This window comes from Variovorax sp. WS11 (assembly GCF_010499245.1).
Lineage (GTDB): Bacteria > Pseudomonadota > Gammaproteobacteria > Burkholderiales > Burkholderiaceae_C > Variovorax.
The window spans coordinates 593,626-609,422 of record NZ_JAAGOW010000001.1; the positions used below are offsets into that span (position 1 = coordinate 593,626).

General features: G+C 66.0%; 13 protein-coding genes. 7 read left to right on the top strand and 6 right to left on the bottom strand.

Annotated elements, in window-relative coordinates; translation table 11 throughout:
• Position 1 precedes the first annotated feature (1 nt).
• Positions 2-1,267 (bottom strand): amidohydrolase family protein, encoded by a 1,266-nt coding sequence (locus tag GXN78_RS03115; RefSeq protein ID WP_106561406.1) that lies wholly within the window; start codon positions 1,265-1,267, stop codon positions 2-4.
• 99 nt (positions 1,268-1,366) lie between these two features.
• Here GXN78_RS03115 and GXN78_RS03120 point away from each other — a divergent pair, with 99 nt between their 5' ends.
• The 7 genes from GXN78_RS03120 to GXN78_RS03150 all read left to right on the top strand — a co-directional run bounded on the left by GXN78_RS03120 (position 1,367) and on the right by GXN78_RS03150 (position 9,893).
• Complete coding sequence (locus tag GXN78_RS03120) at positions 1,367-1,948, top strand: LuxR C-terminal-related transcriptional regulator (RefSeq protein WP_106561405.1); 582 nt, start codon at positions 1,367-1,369, stop codon at positions 1,946-1,948.
• Positions 1,949-2,003: 55 nt separating this feature from the next.
• Positions 2,004-3,329, top strand: a complete 1,326-nt coding sequence (locus tag GXN78_RS03125; RefSeq protein ID WP_164255356.1) for an IS1182 family transposase — start codon at positions 2,004-2,006, stop codon at positions 3,327-3,329.
• Positions 3,330-3,785: 456 nt separating this feature from the next.
• Positions 3,786-5,225 carry an FAD-binding oxidoreductase gene (locus tag GXN78_RS03130; RefSeq protein ID WP_106559771.1) on the top strand — a complete coding sequence of 480 codons (1,440 nt, stop codon included), beginning with the start codon at positions 3,786-3,788 and terminating at the stop codon, positions 5,223-5,225.
• 99 nt (positions 5,226-5,324) lie between these two features.
• The gene (locus tag GXN78_RS03135) at positions 5,325-6,689 is read left to right on the top strand and encodes an aminotransferase class III-fold pyridoxal phosphate-dependent enzyme (protein WP_106559772.1); all 1,365 of its coding nucleotides are present in this window, start codon (positions 5,325-5,327) and stop codon (positions 6,687-6,689) included.
• Between the two features lie 20 nt (positions 6,690-6,709).
• The gene (locus GXN78_RS03140) at positions 6,710-7,435 is read left to right on the top strand and encodes a haloacid dehalogenase type II (protein WP_106559773.1); all 726 of its coding nucleotides are present in this window, start codon (positions 6,710-6,712) and stop codon (positions 7,433-7,435) included.
• Positions 7,436-7,448: 13 nt separating this feature from the next.
• Positions 7,449-8,915: an NAD-dependent succinate-semialdehyde dehydrogenase gene (locus GXN78_RS03145; RefSeq protein ID WP_106559774.1), complete on the top strand. Its 1,467-nt coding sequence runs from the start codon at positions 7,449-7,451 to the stop codon at positions 8,913-8,915.
• Between the two features lie 3 nt (positions 8,916-8,918).
• Positions 8,919-9,893 carry a DMT family transporter gene (locus GXN78_RS03150; RefSeq protein ID WP_106559775.1) on the top strand — a complete coding sequence of 325 codons (975 nt, stop codon included), beginning with the start codon at positions 8,919-8,921 and terminating at the stop codon, positions 9,891-9,893.
• On the opposite strand, the gene GXN78_RS03155 is transcribed toward GXN78_RS03150, so the two are convergent.
• The 5 genes from GXN78_RS03155 to GXN78_RS03175 are packed head-to-tail and all read right to left on the bottom strand — an operon-like array spanning position 9,784 to position 15,771.
• On the bottom strand, positions 9,784-11,364 hold the full coding sequence (locus tag GXN78_RS03155; protein ID WP_106559776.1) for an ABC transporter substrate-binding protein: 1,581 nt from the start codon (positions 11,362-11,364) through the stop codon (positions 9,784-9,786). The genes GXN78_RS03150 and GXN78_RS03155 overlap by 110 nt on opposite strands.
• 43 nt (positions 11,365-11,407) lie before the next feature.
• A complete protein-coding gene (locus GXN78_RS03160; protein ID WP_106559777.1) occupies positions 11,408-13,072 on the bottom strand; it encodes an ABC transporter ATP-binding protein in 1,665 nt (554 codons plus the stop codon).
• The gene (locus tag GXN78_RS03165) at positions 13,069-13,896 is read right to left on the bottom strand and encodes an ABC transporter permease (RefSeq protein WP_106559778.1); all 828 of its coding nucleotides are present in this window, start codon (positions 13,894-13,896) and stop codon (positions 13,069-13,071) included. The genes GXN78_RS03160 and GXN78_RS03165 overlap by 4 nt, the downstream gene beginning before the upstream one ends.
• A gap of 5 nt (positions 13,897-13,901) precedes the next feature.
• Positions 13,902-14,846, bottom strand: a complete 945-nt coding sequence (locus GXN78_RS03170) for an ABC transporter permease (protein ID WP_106559779.1) — start codon at positions 14,844-14,846, stop codon at positions 13,902-13,904.
• 34 nt (positions 14,847-14,880) lie between these two features.
• Positions 14,881-15,771 (bottom strand): hydrolase, encoded by an 891-nt coding sequence (locus GXN78_RS03175; protein WP_106559780.1) that lies wholly within the window; start codon positions 15,769-15,771, stop codon positions 14,881-14,883.
• Positions 15,772-15,797: the final 26 nt, after the last annotated feature.

The following is a 15,797-nucleotide window of genomic DNA, read 5'->3' on the forward strand; positions in this document are numbered from 1 at the left end:
GTCAGGCAACCAGTGCCGCGCTGGTCCGCGCCTGGAGTTCGTTCTTGACGAAACGACCATCCTTCATGATTGCGGCGAGGCCCTCCCCCTGCCCGGTCAGCACACCGATGTCATTTAGCGGATTGCCCTTGACGACCAACAGGTCGGCGATTGCACCTGGCCGGACCACGCCCAGGGTTCCCGCCCGCTGAAGGATGTCGGCGGCCACGGTCGTCGCGCTTCGCAGCGTCTCGAGGTTGCCCACGATCTCGCAGCGGATGCGAAGCTCCTCGCTTTGATGCTTGTGCGACTCTCCCAACAGATCGCTGCCGAAACCCATTCGGACGCCGAGCCTGTGAAGCATGGCAATCGCCTCACGGCCAACCAGACGCACGTCGTCCACCTTGGCAATCGATTCCGGCGGGAGGCCCAACGCTGCGCCTTCGCTGGAGAGCATGTCGAAGGTGATCAGCGTCGGGACCACGAAGACGCCGGCCTCCTTGACAAGTCGAGCAGTTGCCTCATCGATGAGATTGCCGTGTTCGATCGTGCGCACACCCGCCTCCACGGCGCGCTTGATGGCCTTTGGCGTGTAGGCATGCGCCATCACATAGGTTTGCCAGGCGGCAGCCTCGTCGACGATGGCTCTCAGCTCATCCATCGAATAGCCCGTATTGCCGATCGGGTCGTTGGGCGATGTCACCCCGCCGCTTGCCATCACCTTGATCTGCGTCGCGCCCTTGGTCAGCTCGTCGCGAGCGGCGCGGCGCACGTCATCGACGCCGTCGACCACGCGTGCGATGTTGCCGATGCGGAAGGAACAGGCGCATGGCTCGAGCTGATCGCTTCGTGCGCGAAAATCGCCATGGCCACCTGTCTGCGACAGCGCCTTTCCCGAGGGAAACAAGCGCGGCGCTTCGATCAGGCCATCCTGGGCCGCTTGTGCAAGGGCCCAGTCCCCGCCCCCCGCGTCTCGAACGCTGGTGAATCCACGGAACAGCATCCCCCTCAGGATCGGCAGTGAGCGAATCACTCCGAGCGCGTTCGGTAGTTTTGCTGCGAGGCCCAGGTTGACGTGGGATGCCGTCACGTGGACGTGGCAGTCAATCAGACCCGGCATGAGCGTGAGGCCCCGCAAGTCGTAGACGGCGTCGGTCCCAACGGGATCCACCAAACCACGGCCGATGTCGGCGATCTTGTGATCGACCACCACAACGTCCATTCCATCCAAGAGCGCGCCTTCCTCGAGATCGAGCAGGTTTGCATTGCGCAGAACAAATATCGACATGAAACCTCCAACACCTAACGTGCTAAGAGTCTAGGTGCCGTATACTCCTACGACAATAGGTGTCGAGCACTTAAGTGTTTTTTTGGAAGGCGGTCCTCAATGAGCAAGAAGGCAAGCAGCACGTCCGTCGCAATCGACTACCAACGCGCATTCCAGGATGCACCCGTCGGCCAGGCGCTCGGCCGCAACCGCGTCATCCTCGATTGCAATCGCGCATTCGCCATGATCTTTCGCGGCAGTGTCGAGGATCTCGTCGGCACGACCTTCGAACGCCTCTATCCGACCCAGGCGCACTTCGAGCAGACCGGCAGCCGGATCGCCCCGGTCCTGGCCAAGGACCTGACCTTCTCCGACGACCGAGTGATGCGGCGGCTGGATGGCGAGTTGTTCTGGGTCCATGTCAGCGGCTTCACGAATACGCCTGACGACCCTCATCGGGACACCATCTGGGCATTCACCGACCTCTCGACGGGGCGCAAGGTCAACTCGGCCCTGCGGGGCTCGATGACGCCGCGGGAGCGCGACATCGCGGCTCTGCTGATTGAAGGCAAGACCGGCAAAGAGGTCGGGAAGGCGCTGGGAATCAGTCCGCGCACGGTGGACATCTACAAGACGCGGCTTCTGCGGAAGTACAGCGTGAGCAGCACACCCGATCTCGTGCAGCGTCTGCTTGCCGGCTAGGAGCCTGCGCGGCAGAAGCGTGACGAGCGCGCAGATGCTTGATAGATTTGGGCGCATGCCCATCAGCTACCTGCCCTACGAGCCTCAGCAGCAAAGACTGCTTCCTGACGCACTTCAAGACTGGCTGCCCGAAGGGCACCTGGCGTACTTCATCAGCGACAGCGTCGACAGCCTGGATCTGAGCGCCTTCCATGCGCGATACGCCAAGGGTGGGCCGCGCAATCAGCCGTTCCACCCGGCCATGATGGTCAAGGTGCTGATCTACGGCTATGCCACCGGCACCTTCAGTTCGCGCAAGCTCGCGGCCAAGCTGCACGAAGACGTTGCGCTGCGGGTGTTGGCTGCAGAGAACTACCCGGCGCACCGCACGCTCTCGGACTTCCGGGCACTGCACCTGGAGGAACTGGCGGCGTTGTTCGTGCAGGTGGTGCGCCTGGCGCGCGAGTGCGGCCTGGTCAAGCTGGGCACCGTGGCGGTGGACGGCACCAAGCTCAAGGCCAACGCGAGCCGCCACAAGGCCATGAGCTATGACAGGATGGTCAAGGCCGAGGGCGAACTCAAGGCGCAGATCGATGGCTTGCTCAACCGAGCGTGTGCCGCCGACGACCTGGAGAAGAACGAACCCGACCTGGACATCCCCGGGGAGATCAAGCGCCGTGAGGACCGGCTCAAGGCGATCACCGAGGCCAAGCTGCGCCTGGAGCAACGCCAGCGCGAGGCCGATGCGGCCCGCGGGCGCAGCGCCGACGACGAGCGCAAACCCCGCGACAAGGACGGCAAGCCCAAGGGCGGGCGCTACAAGCGCGACTTCGGTGTTCCCAAGGACAGCGCCCAGGAGAGCTTCACCGACACGGACAGTCGGATCATGAAACGCTCAGGTGGCGGCTACGACTACGGCTACAACGCCCACACCGCGGTGGACGAGGCCGCGCAACTCGTGGTGGCCGCGGAACTGAGCAACAACGCCGCCGACAGTGACCGCCTGCCGGTGCTGTTGGCGGCGGTGAAGGCCAACCTGGGCGAGGACGCCCGACAGGTGCTGGCGGATGCGGGATTCCGCTCGGAGGCCGTGTTCGAGCAGCTCAAGGACAGCCCGAGCGAGCTGATCGTGGCATTGGGCCGAGAGGGCAAGCAGGCGCTGGACATCGACGCCGAACAATACCCGCGCACTGCAGCGATGGATGCCAGGCTGAAGACGCCACCAGGCCAAGCGGCCTACCGCAAGAGGAAGTGGATCGTGGAGGCGCCCAACGGGTGGATCAAGAGCGTGCTGGGCTTCCGGCAGTTCAGCCTGCGGGGATTGAACAAGGTCAAGGCCGAGTTCAAGCTCGTGTGCCTGGCGCTGAACCTGCGGCGCATGAGCACCTTGATGGTCAGATAAGGTCCACAGTGGGGGCACACGCGTGCCCCTCGCCTCCGGCAGGCCAAATAGACCCTGTCCGGGAGCTTCAGGAACAGCCAAGGCGCAGCGCCAACCCTTCCTCGCCGTGCACGAACTCAACGCGGGGCTCACCTCCGCGCAGAAAAACTTCTGCCGCGCGGACTCCTAGCGCTGCCAAGCAGCGTCCTGACGCACGACAGTTCCGTTTGACCACTTCTTCCTGAAGCCGCCGACCCGATCTCCGTTCGGGCGCGCGGGACCTTCAGGCAGCACGACGCGCCCGCTCGGGGCGCCGTCGCATCGACCCGCGCGGTCGCCTCCCACAAAAAACACTTAAGTGCGCGGCACCTATTGCCGTAGGCGTTTACGTCTCCTAGACTCTTAGTGCATTAGGTGCTGGCCACGACGCCTGCCTGATCTCTGACAAAGCATTGATCGCCGACGAGCGAAGAACTCATGGACAACGTCACGCACATCAAGAACCTGTCGGCAATCGTCGGTGCGGCGCATTGCCTTGACGCAGAACGCGACACGCGCAGCTACGCCACGGACTACCGCGGCGTTTTCATCGGCAAGGCCCTGGCAGTGGTCCGCCCCGCGGACACCGCGCAAGTAAGTCTCGTGATGAGCTACTGCCATGCCCACGACGTGCCCGTCGTGCCGCAAGGCGGCAACACGTCGCTGCTCGGCGGCGCCGTTCCGGACGACACGGGCAACGCGGTCATCCTCAGCCTGTCGCGCCTCAACCGGGTGCGCACCGTGGACGCGGTCAACGACACCATGGTGGTCGAGGCGGGTGTCACGCTGCAGGAGGCTCGCAGCCATGCCGAGGTGGCGCGGAAGCTGTTTCCCTTGCGAATCGGTTCCGAAGGCAGCTGTCAGATTGGTGGGAATCTCTCGACCAACGCCGGCGGCACCGCCGTGCTGCGCTACGGCAACATGCGGGACCTGATCCTGGGTGTCGAAGTTGTGCTGCCGTGGGGCGAGGTCTGGAACGGTCTTCGCGCGCTGCGCAAGGACAACACAGGGTACGACTTGAAGCAGCTGTTCATCGGCGCCGAAGGAACGCTCGGCGTCGTCACCGCAGTGGTGCTGAAGCTCGTTCCCAAGCCGCGTTCTGAATCGACGGCCTTTCTCGGCTTCAAGAGCCCGCGAGGCGCACTTTCGTTCTTCGGTGCCCTGCGCAAGCGGCTAGGCCAGGATGTCACGGCCTTCGAACTGATCTCGGCCGCTGCACTCGAGCTCGTGCTTGATCACCTCCCGGATGCTCGCTCGCCGTTGTCGGTGCAGTCTCCCTGGTATGTCCTTGCGGAGATGGCGTCGGGACGCGCACAGGAAGACCTTGACAACGCCTTCTACGAGGCGCTGCAGGCCGGCTTGGAGGATGGAACGATCGAGGATGCGGCTATCGCAACGGCAGATTCGCATGCGGCTGAATTCTGGCGCCTGCGCGAAGAGATCTCAGACACGCAGACGCGAACCGGCGGCAGCGTGCGTTGCGACATCTCCGTTCCCCTTTCGCAGATTCCGGCATTCATCGAACGCGCCACGGAAAGCGTGCTGCGCATCGCGCCCCAGACGCGCATGGTGATCTACGGGCACATGGGAGACGGGAACGTGCACTTCAATCCACTGCGGCCAGCCGACGTTCCGCCCAAGGAGTATCTCGCCTTGGCCGGCGCGCAGATCAACAAGGCGGTTGATGAGATCGCCGTTGCGATGGACGGTTCCATCTCGGCCGAGCACGGCGTAGGCGTTGGCAAGCGCGACGAACTGCTCACCGTGAAGTCGGCCACTGAACTCGAGATGGCGTGGCGTTTGAAGCGTGCGTTCGACCCGAAGAACCTGCTGAATCCCGGCAAGGTGCTCCCCCTCTTGCACACGGCGGAAGGCTGACTCCACGCAGCGAGACGGGCGCTCCCGTGCTGCTCGCGCCCGAACGCGACGTTCCACTCGGCGCGCAATTTTTTTTGACCACCCTACCAGCGAACCTCCATGAAAAACGACACCGACTTCGCCGAACTGAGCGAGATTGACCGCCGCCACTGGCTCCACCCCGTGGTCGCGTTGCAGCAGCACGAGGAGCGCGGCGCAACCATCTGGACCGCCGCCGACCGCATTCACCTCATCGACGCCGACGGCCGTCGTGTGCAGGATGCGTTTTCCGGCTTGTGGTGCGTCAACGTCGGCTATGGCCAGGAATCCGTCGTCCGTGCGGCCACGGAGCAGATGCGAAAGTTGCCCTACTCGACCGGCTACTTCCACTTTGCAAGCGAGCCCGCAATTCGGCTCGCGGGGCGGCTCACGGCACTGGCGCCCGAGGGTTTGACCCGCGTGCTCTTCGGCCAAGGCGGATCCGACGCCGTGGACACCGCCATTCGTACCATCCGCTATTTCTTCAACGCCACAGGGCGACCGACCAAGAAGCACTTCATCGGCCTGCAGCGCGGCTACCACGGCAGCTCCGCGGTCGGAAGCGGCTTGACGGCACTGCCGTTGTTCCACAAGCACTTCGACGTGCCCGGCCCGCAGCAGCACCACATTCCGTCGCCGTATCCGTATCGCCACGCAGACGGTCCGGACCCGGCCGCGGTTCTCGCGAGCACCGTGCGGACGCTCGAGGCGAAGGTCGCGGAACTGGGCGCCGACAACGTGGCCGCCTTCATCTGCGAACCGATCCAGGGATCGGGCGGCGTGATCATTCCGCCTCCAGGCTTCCTCGCCGCCATGCGAGCGACCTGCGACCGACTCGGCATCCTTCTCATCGTCGATGAGGTCATCACCGGCTTCGGCCGTACGGGTCCGCTCTTCGCCTGTGCGGCCGAAGGCGTCACGCCCGACGTCCTCACGCTGGCGAAGGGCCTGACGGCGGGGTACGCGCCAATGAGCGCGACGCTGATCACGGAAGAACTGTATCGGGGCATCGCCGGGGCCGGCCGCGACGGCACGCCCTTCGGCCACGGCCAGACCTACGCCGGCCATCCGGTCAGTGCGGCAGTTGCCAATGCCGTGCTCGACCTCTATACGGATGGCGGTCTGATCGAGAACGGCCAGCGTGTTGGACGCTACTTCGAGTCGCGACTCAAAGAGCTCGAGGCCCTGCGATGCGTCGGCGAGGTCCGCGTGCGCGGCCTGCTCGGCGCCGTCGAGCTGGTCGCCGACAAGACCACGAAGGCCAAGCCCGATCCGGCGCTCAAGATGGGCCAACGCGTGCTCGATCATGCATCCCAGAACGGACTGGTCTTCCGCGCCTTCGGCGACGACATCTTGGGCTTCGCACCCTCCCTGAACTACACGGAAGCGGACGTCGACGTCCTCATCGAGCGCTTGCGCGCTTCCATCGCTCACGTTTTCTCTTGAATCAACCACCGGGACTCACCATGAAACTCTCCGACTTCAAAGTACTCACCTTCGATTGCTACGGCACCCTGATCGACTGGGAATCCGGGATCTACAACGCGCTGGAGCCGCTGCGTGCAAAGGCGGGCAACGACAAGACGCGCGACCAGGTTCTCGAGAACTACGCACGGCACGAGTCCGCCCAGGAAGAAGAAGCGCCGGCGATGCTCTACCCGCAGCTTCTGGCACTGGTCTACAAGCGCCTGGCCAAGGAATGGGGTGTCGGCGTCAGTGACGAGGAAGCCAACATATTCGGCGCATCGGTGCCGGACTGGCCCGAGTTCGCGGATTCGGTCGAGGCGCTGGCGTATCTCAAGAAGCACTACAAGCTCGTGATCCTTTCGAACGTCGATCGGCTTTCGTTCCGCTCGAGCAACGCGCGCCTGCAGGTGGTGTTCGACGCCATCTACACGGCGCAGGATATCGGCTCCTACAAGCCGAGCCCGCGCAACTTCGAATACATGCTCAAGCGCCTGGAGACCGACTTCCGGTTTCAGAAGAAAGACATCCTTCACACGGCCCAGAGCCTTTTCCACGACCATGCGCCGGCGAACACCTTTGGGCTCGCTTCTGCCTGGATCGATCGCCGTCATGCCAACAAGGGCTGGGGCGCCACCATGCCTCCGCCCGGCACGCCCAAGCTGGATTTCACCTTCGAAAGCATGATCGCGCTGGCCAAGGCGCATCAGGCTGAAGTCGGCGCCTGAGGAAAACCGCGTCATGCATGTGCAGCTCCAGGACATGGCGCTTTGGCGCCGGCAGGCGTACATCGACGGTCAGTGGCGAAATGCGCGATCCGAGGGCACGCTCGAAGTGGCGAATCCGGGCAACCGGCAGGTGCTTGGAACCATCCCCTCGTGCGACGGCGTCGACACGCGGGATGCCATCGAGGCGGCGCAAGCCGCGTTGCCGGCGTGGCGGTCCCTGACTGCCCAGGATCGCGCGACGCTGCTGCTCAAGTGGCACGACCTGATGCTGGCGCATGCCGACGATCTCGCGCTGCTGATGACGCTGGAGCAAGGCAAGCCCTTGAGCGAATCGAGAGCCGAGATCCTCTACGGCGCTTCCTTCGTGCAATGGTTCGCCGCAGAGGGCGTCCGCGCCTATGGCGAAACCATTCCGGCGACGCCATCGAACCGGCGGATCTTCGTGCGCAAGATGCCGGTGGGCGTCTGCGCGGCGATCACGCCTTGGAATTTTCCAAACGCGATGATCACGCGCAAGCTGGCACCTGCCCTTGCCGCAGGTTGCACGGTCGTCGTCAAGCCCTCGGAGCTGACACCCTACTCCGCACTGGCACTCGCCGAGCTGGGCGAGCGCGCGGGTTTTCCAAAAGGCGTCCTGAACATCGTGACTGGCGCCCCCGAAGGCATCGGCGCGGAGCTCACGAGCAACCCCACGGTGCGCAAGCTGACGTTCACCGGATCGACGGCGGTGGGCAAGAAGCTGTTGCGCCAGTGTGCCGACACGGTCAAGCGCGTCAGCCTCGAACTCGGCGGCAATGCGCCCGTGATCGTGTTTGACGACACCGACCTCGAGATCGCGATCGCCGGCGTGATGGCGAGCAAGTTCCGCAACAGCGGCCAGACCTGCGTGTGTGCCAATCGCATCTACGTTCAGTCGGGCATCTACGAACAATTCGCTGAGCGCCTGGCCACCGAAGTTGGAAAACTCCACGTCGGCGTCGGCACCGAGCCTGGCGTTTCGATCGGTCCGCTGATCAACGAGGCTGCCCTTCGAAAAGTCGAGGCGCACGTCGAGGATGCGCAGGCCAAAGGCGCATCCATCGTGTCTGGCGGGAAGTCTTCCAGCCGTGGACCGCAGTTCTTCGAACCAACGGTGCTGACGGAAGCGGACGACACCATGATGCTGGCGCACGAAGAGACTTTCGGGCCGGTCGCCGCGCTGCTCCGCTTCTCGACTGAATCCGAGGTGCTGCGCAGGGCCAATGATTCCCCCTATGGACTTGCAGCCTACGTCTTCTCCAATGACGTGAGCAGGCTGTTCCGCGTCAGCGAGTCGCTCGAATGCGGCATGGTCGGGATGAACACGGGCGCGATCTCTACAGCGGTTGCCCCGTTCGGTGGCGTGAAGGAGTCGGGGCTCGGACGGGAAGGTTCGCGTCATGGCATCGAGGAATTCCTCGAAATCCAGACCTTGCACCTGGATCTGGGCAAGGAAGCGTAGTCAATGCCCCTGCTTGCCGCGCTGACTGCCATCCTGATGTGGTCATCGCTGGCCACCCTCACGGTGTCGCTTGCAGGGGTCCCGCCCCTGTATTTGACGGGAATGAGCCTGTTCATCGGCGGCGCGCTGTCGCTCCCCTGGGCGATGCGCTGGTCGCTCGATTGGCGCTCACTGGCGGTTGGCATCTATGGCCAGTTCACCTATCACGTGCTTTACATCGTTGCCCTGCGCTCGGCACCGCCCGTCAATGCCAATCTCGTCCACTACGCGTGGCCGCTCCTCATCCTGCTCATGGCGCCGCTGACGGGGCAAGGACTGAAGCTCGGATGGATGCACATTCTCGCGGCAGCGGCTGCGTTCTCGGGCGTGGTCCTGGCGACCAGCGATGGTGTCGAGCTCTCGTTGCGCTGGCACCCGGGCTATGGATTCGCGCTGGCCGCGGCCTTCGTGTGGGCGACCTATTCCATCGCAGAAGCACGTAGCAAATCCTCATCTACTGTGGATGTCGGCCCGGCTTGCATGGTGTCGGGTTTGCTTGCGCTGGCCGGCCATGCGGCTTTCGAGCCGCCCGCATCTCTCGATGCCTCGCAGTGGATGCAGATGATCGCGCTGGGCGTCGGCCCGACGGGTGGCGCCTTTTACCTCTGGAGCGTCGCCATGCGGCGCGGCGATGCGCGGATCATCGGCGTCCTGTCCAACGCAACCCCCATCCTCTCGACACTCATGCTTGTGGTCCTGGGAAGTCGATCGATGTCTCTGACCACTGTCGGCGCTGCGCTCCTCGTTACCGCATCGAGCATTGCTGTCTTCCTCGCAAGCAAGCGCTCTTGCCGGGGGCACACTATCTCGCGTGATCAGCCGCCGCTGCTCAGCCCGCCTTGGCGGCGCTCACCGACACCCCCCACAGCCGCGGCTTGCCCTCCCACACCGAGAAGCCGCTCAAGCGCTTGCGCGAGGCCCAGGCGTCGATGCCGTTGAACAGCATGATCAAGGGCACCTGCTGGATCATCTGCGCATGGAGCTGGTCGAACAGCGCCTGGCGCTTCTTCGGGTCCGACTCGGCAAAGCTCTCGTCGAGCAGCTTCAGCGCCTGCGGGTCTTCCCAGACCTTGCGCGCCTGCTTGTCCTTCGGGCCGGAGAACTGCTCATAGCTCAGCGCGGGGTCGAGGCGCGACGAATAGGTGAACGAGCTGATCTGGTAGTTGCCGCTGTTGTAGCGGTCGAGCTGGGTCGCCCATTCGAGCACCTCGATCTGCGCGTTGATGCCCACCGACTGCATCATGGCCTGCGCCAGCACCGCCACCGTGTAGCTCGGCACATGGGCACGCTTGTTGGTCTGGATGGTGATCTTCTCGCCCTTGTAGCCGGCTTCGCGCAGCAGCTTCGCCGCCTGCGCCGGGTCGTAGTGGTAGCCCTTCTTTTGCGCCGCGCCGTGGAAGGCCGAAGCCTTGTAGATCGCCGAGTTGTTGACCTTGCCCAGTCCTTCGGAGGCGGCCGCCACGATCTGCTCCACATCGAGCGAGGCCGCGATGGCTTGCCGCAGCTTCTGGTTCTTCAGCAGCGGGTCGCGCGTCTGGATCAGCAGCACGTTCTTGGTGGCCTCGGTGGGCGTCTGCACGACGAGGTTGCGATCGGCCTTGAGCTCCTGCGCGTCGCTCGAGGTGATCTGGGCGGCGTCGATGGCGCCGGACTTCAGGCCCGCCGCTGCCGTGGCCGCGTCGGGCACGACCAGGAAGCGCACGCTGTCCACCAGCGGCGCCTTCAGGCCCACGAAGCCGTCGGCCTTGGTGGCGCCGGCCGCCGAGCTGTACTCCTTGAAGGCCGTGAGCGTGACGTACTCGCCCCGCTTCCACTCGCCGAGCTTGAAGGGGCCGGTGCCCACCGGCTTGTCCCAGCTGCCGTCGGCCTTCACCGAGCTCTTGTGCAGGATGGCCGTCATGCCGCAGTCGGAGCGCGCCAGCGTGTCCAGGAACACGGCCGAGGGCTTGTTGATCTTCATCACGAAGGTGGCGTCGTCAGGGGTGGCGGTCTCGACCACCTTGAGCCCGTTGCGGCCATCGAACTCGCTCATGCAGCGCCATTCGGTCTTCGGGTCCATGTAGCGCTGCCAGCTCCAGGCCACATCGGCTGCACTCAGCGCGGCGCCGTTGTGGAACTTCACGCCCTTGCGCAGCTTGAAGGTATAGGTCAGTCCATCCTTCGAGGTCTCGACCGATTGCGCGAGCATCGGCCCCACGCTGCCATCCTGCCGGTAGCCGACCAGGCCTTCGACCATGTTCAGCACGACGCCGTCGGTGGTGTTGTCGCGGTTGACGCCCGGATTGGTCGAGCGGATGTCGGCGGGTTGCGCGACCGTGACGACGGCGGTCTGGGCCAGAGCGCCGGTGCCGCCGAGACAGGCGAGGCAGGCGCCGGCGAGCGTGGTCAGTCGGAAGAGATGGCGGGGCATGAAGTACTCCTGCGGGCTAGATGCAAAGACAGATCGGAAAAGGTCAAGCGGCGAGGGGAAGCTCAGCGCCGAAGCGCCAGCGCAGACGCACGCCGCCGGCCTGGGTCGGCTCCAGCGCCGGGATCGCCGACAGCAGCTTGCGTGTGTAGTCCTGCTGCGGCGCATCGAAGACGGCATCGCGCGAGCCCTGCTCGACGATGCGGCCATCGTGCATCACGATCACGCGGTCGGCCACCTGCTCGACCACGCCGAGGTCGTGGCTGATGAAGAGGCACGAGAAACCGTGCCGCCGCTGCAGCTCGGCGAACAGCTCCAGCACCTGCGCGCGCACCGTCACGTCGAGGGCGGACACCGGCTCGTCGGCGATCACGAAGGCGGGCCGGCGCACGATGGCGCGGGCAATCGCCACGCGCTGCCGCTGCCCGCCCGAGAGCTCGTGCGGATGGCGTTGCGCGAAGCCCGTCCCGAGGCCGACCTCGTCGAGCACCTCGGCGACGCGGTGCGCCTTGTCGTTCGCCGACATGCCCTTGACCAGCCGCAGTCCTCCGCCGACCAGCTGGTCCACGGTCATCCGCGGGTCGAGCGAGGCGTACGGGTCCTGGAACACCATCTGGCACTGCATGCGGTAGTCGAACCAGCCCGCGTCCGAGCGCGCGATCGGGCGGCCGCGGAACCGGATTTCGCCGCCGCCGGGCTCCAGCAGCCCGGCGATGGCGCGGCCCAGCGTGGTCTTGCCCGAGCCGGAGCCGCCGACCACCGCGACCACTTCGCGCGGGCGCACCACCAGGTCGATGCCGTGCAGCGCGCGCTTGGGCACGGGCCTGGAGAACAGCCGGCGGCGGCCGGGGTAGTCGATGACGAGGCCGCGCACCTCGACCACCGGCGCCTCGTCCGCCACGGCGCGGGCGGGCTGCCGGCGCGGCATGGCGTGCAGCAGTTCGCGCGTGTAGTCGTGCTTCGGGCGCTCGAGCAGCGTCTCGGTGTAGCCGGCCTCCTTCACCTCGCCGTGGCGCATCACGATCACGCGCTGCGTGAAGCGCGCCACCATCGGCAGGTCATGGCTGATCATCAGCACGGCCGTCATGTGTTCGCGGGTCAACCCGAGCATCAGCTCCAGCACGTCGCGCTGCACCACTGCGTCGAGCGCGGTGGTGGGCTCGTCGGCGATGAGCAGCGCGGGCTCGAGCAGCATCACCGAGGCCAGCATCATGCGCTGGCGCATGCCGCCCGAGAACTCGTGCGGCCACGCGTCCAGCGCGCCCTTCGGGTCACGGATGCCCACGCGCGCCAGCATGTCGAGGATGCGCGAGCGCCGAGCCTCGGCCGATAGTGCGCGCCGGTGCAGCGCCAGCCCCTCGTCGAGCTGGCGGCCGATGGTCATCGACGGATTGAGGGAAGTCATCGGCTCCTGGAACACCATGCCCACGCGCGCGCCGCGCAGCTCGCGCAGCCGTGCAGGCTTGGCCTGCGTGAGGTCTTCGCCCTCGAACAGGACGCGGCCCGCGGTGCGCACCAGCGGCGGCGGCGTCAGGCCCATGATGGCGCGCGCGGCCTGCGTCTTGCCGCTGCCCGATTCGCCGACGATGCCCACCATCTCGCCCGGCGCGATGTCGAAGGACACGTTGCGCACGATCTCGCGCCCGCCCTCGCCCACCGCCAGCGTCAGGCCTTCCACGCTCACCAGCGGCCGGTTCTTGGTCGTCGTCATTGCACGCCCTTCATGCGCGGATCGAGCCAGTCGCGCACGGCGTCGCCCAGCAGGTTGATGCCCAGCAGCGTCAGCGCAATGCACAGGCCCGGAAGAATGGAAAGATGGCTGGCCTGCGCCATGAACGGGCGGGCCGAGGCGAGCATGTTGCCCCAGGTGGGCGCCGGCGGCGGCACGCCCAGGCCGAGGAAGGAGAGCGCGCTCTCGGCCAGGATGGTCCAGCCGAACATCGAGGTGGCCAGCACCGTCAGCGGTGCCGTGCAGTTGGGCAGCACGTGGCGCACCATGGTGTAGAGCTCGGAGTTGCCGAGCACCCGCGAGGACTCGATGAACTCCTTCTCGCGCAGCGACAGCACCGTGCCGCGCACGATGCGCGCCACCGAGGGCGTGTAGGCCAGGCCGAGCGCCAGGACGATGCCGTATTTGTTGGCGCCCACCACCGCCAGCAACCCCAGCGCCAGCAGCAGGCCCGGAAAGGCCAGCAGCGCGTTGTTGAAGGCCATCACGATGCGATCGGTCCAGCCGCGCAGGAAGCCGGTGAGCACGCCGACGATGCTCCCTGCCACGATCGAGAAGCTCACGGTCAAGAGGCTGATCCACACGCTGGTCGAGGCGCCGGCCATGAGGCGCGACAGCTCGTCGCGGCCGAACTCGTCGGTGCCCAGCAGGTAGGCGCCGTCGGGCAGCTTCAGGCGCGAGCCGAAGTTGATGCGCAGCGGATCGTGCGGCGTCCACACCGCACCGGCGATGGCGGCCAGCACGATCACGCCGACGATCAGCAGGCCCAGCGAGGCGTTGAGGGGAATGCGCTTCTTGCGCTTCATCGTGCTCATTCGACGGCCACCCGCGGATCGAAGAAGGGATAACAAAGGTCGATGACGAGGTTGACCACCACGTAGATCACCGCCACGCACAGCAGGCAACCCTGGATCACCGGATAGTCGCGCGCGAAGATCGCGTCGACCAGCAGGCGGCCGAGGCCGGGAAGGGTGAACACCGTCTCGACCACCGCGATGCCGCCGAGCAGGTTGCCCAGCACCAGGCCGATCAGCGTCCAGGTCGGGCCGAAGGCGTTGCGGAAGGCGTGGCGCATCAGCACCGCGCGCTCCGACAGGCCCTTGGCCCGCGCATGGGTGATGTAGTCGAGCCGCAGCACCTCCAGCGTGCTGGCGCGGGCCATGCGCATGAGCACGCCGATCTCGTGCAGGAACAGCGTGAGCACCGGCAGCACGAGGTAGAGCAGGCCTTCCTTCCAGTCTTCGGCGATGCCCACGTAGCCCACCACCGGCAGGCAGCCCAGCTTGAGCCCGAACAGCAGCAACAGAAGCAGGCCCAGCCAGAAGGTCGGGATCGACACCAGCAGCGTGGCCGAGCCGACCAGCAGCAGGTCGGGCGCACCGTTCTGCTTCCAGGCGGCGATCATGCCGGCGGGCACCGCCACCAGCGCGGCGAGCACAACGGCCACCAGCACGATGCGCCCGCTGATCAGGAAGCGATCGGCCACCAGCGGCAGCACCGGCTGGCCGCTGTTGATGGAGTTGCCGAGGTCGCCCTGCAGCACGTGGCCGAACCAGATGCCGAACTGCGCCGGCAGCGGGCGGTCGAGGCCGAGCCGGGCGCGCAGGTCGGCCAGGCTCGCGGGGGTGGCGAGATCGCCCAGCAGCAACTGCGCGGGGTCGCCGGGGATCAATCGAATCAGCACGAACACCGCCACCGCCACGATGAGCAGTGTGGGGATCGCCATCGCGATGCGTGCCGCTGCAAAACGGAACATGGCTTTCCTTCTTGGACGGGTGGCGCGCGCCTGGTCAGGCCGAGGCCGGCGTGCCGCGCAGCGCGGTCAGCGCGCCCGCGAAGAAGTCCTGCACCCGGCCCACGCAGGCCAGGCCGTTGTGCGGCACGTTGTCGAGCAAGTCGAACGTCACCTTCACGCCGACGGCCTCGAAGGAGCGGCGCAGGGTGTCGAGCCGCTCGGGCCGGGTGCGGCCGGCGTCGTTGGCGCCGGGCATGTAGAACTTGCCGCCTTCGCGGTGCGTGATCTCCCAGGTCTCGATGTCGGCCTTGCCCGCGATCATCTGCACCGGCACCTGGCGCAGCGCCGCCAGGTTCATGGGCTTGCCGAAGCGCTCGGCGAAGTCCTGCGTGCCGACCCACCAGCCGCGCTCCGGATCGATCAGCGTGACCGAGCCCGGCGCGCCGATGGACACGGCCCACAGGCGCTCGGGATGGAGCATGGCGAAGCGGTTGGCGAACTGCCCGCCGCCCGAGTAGCCGGAGAGCGCGAAGCGGCTGAAGTCGCAGTCGAACTTCTCACCCACCTCGGCCACCATGTCGAGCAGGATCTGGTCGTAGCGGATGTCGGCCTCGATCAGCTGCTTGAACCCGTCGCGGTTGCCGTCGCCTCGCACGCCGACGGGGAAGAGCGGGCACAGCACGATGCAGTCGTTCCACTTCGCGAAGCCGCTGAAAGCCTCGCGGTAGTTGACGAAGGCGCGGCCGGTGCCGTGCATCACCACCACCAGCTGCATGGGGCGCGCGCCGGGCTTGCCGATGTGGTGCGGCACGTAGGTGCAGTACGAGAAGCGCGGATCGCTGCGCAGGGCGTAGATGGTGCTCGGCCCCAGGTCGTAGAGGGCGCGGGCGCGCTGGTCGGCAAGGGCTGCCGGGGCCAGGGAGGAGGCTTCGAGGGTCTTGGTCATGAAGGAGTGGATCGCGAAAGGATACG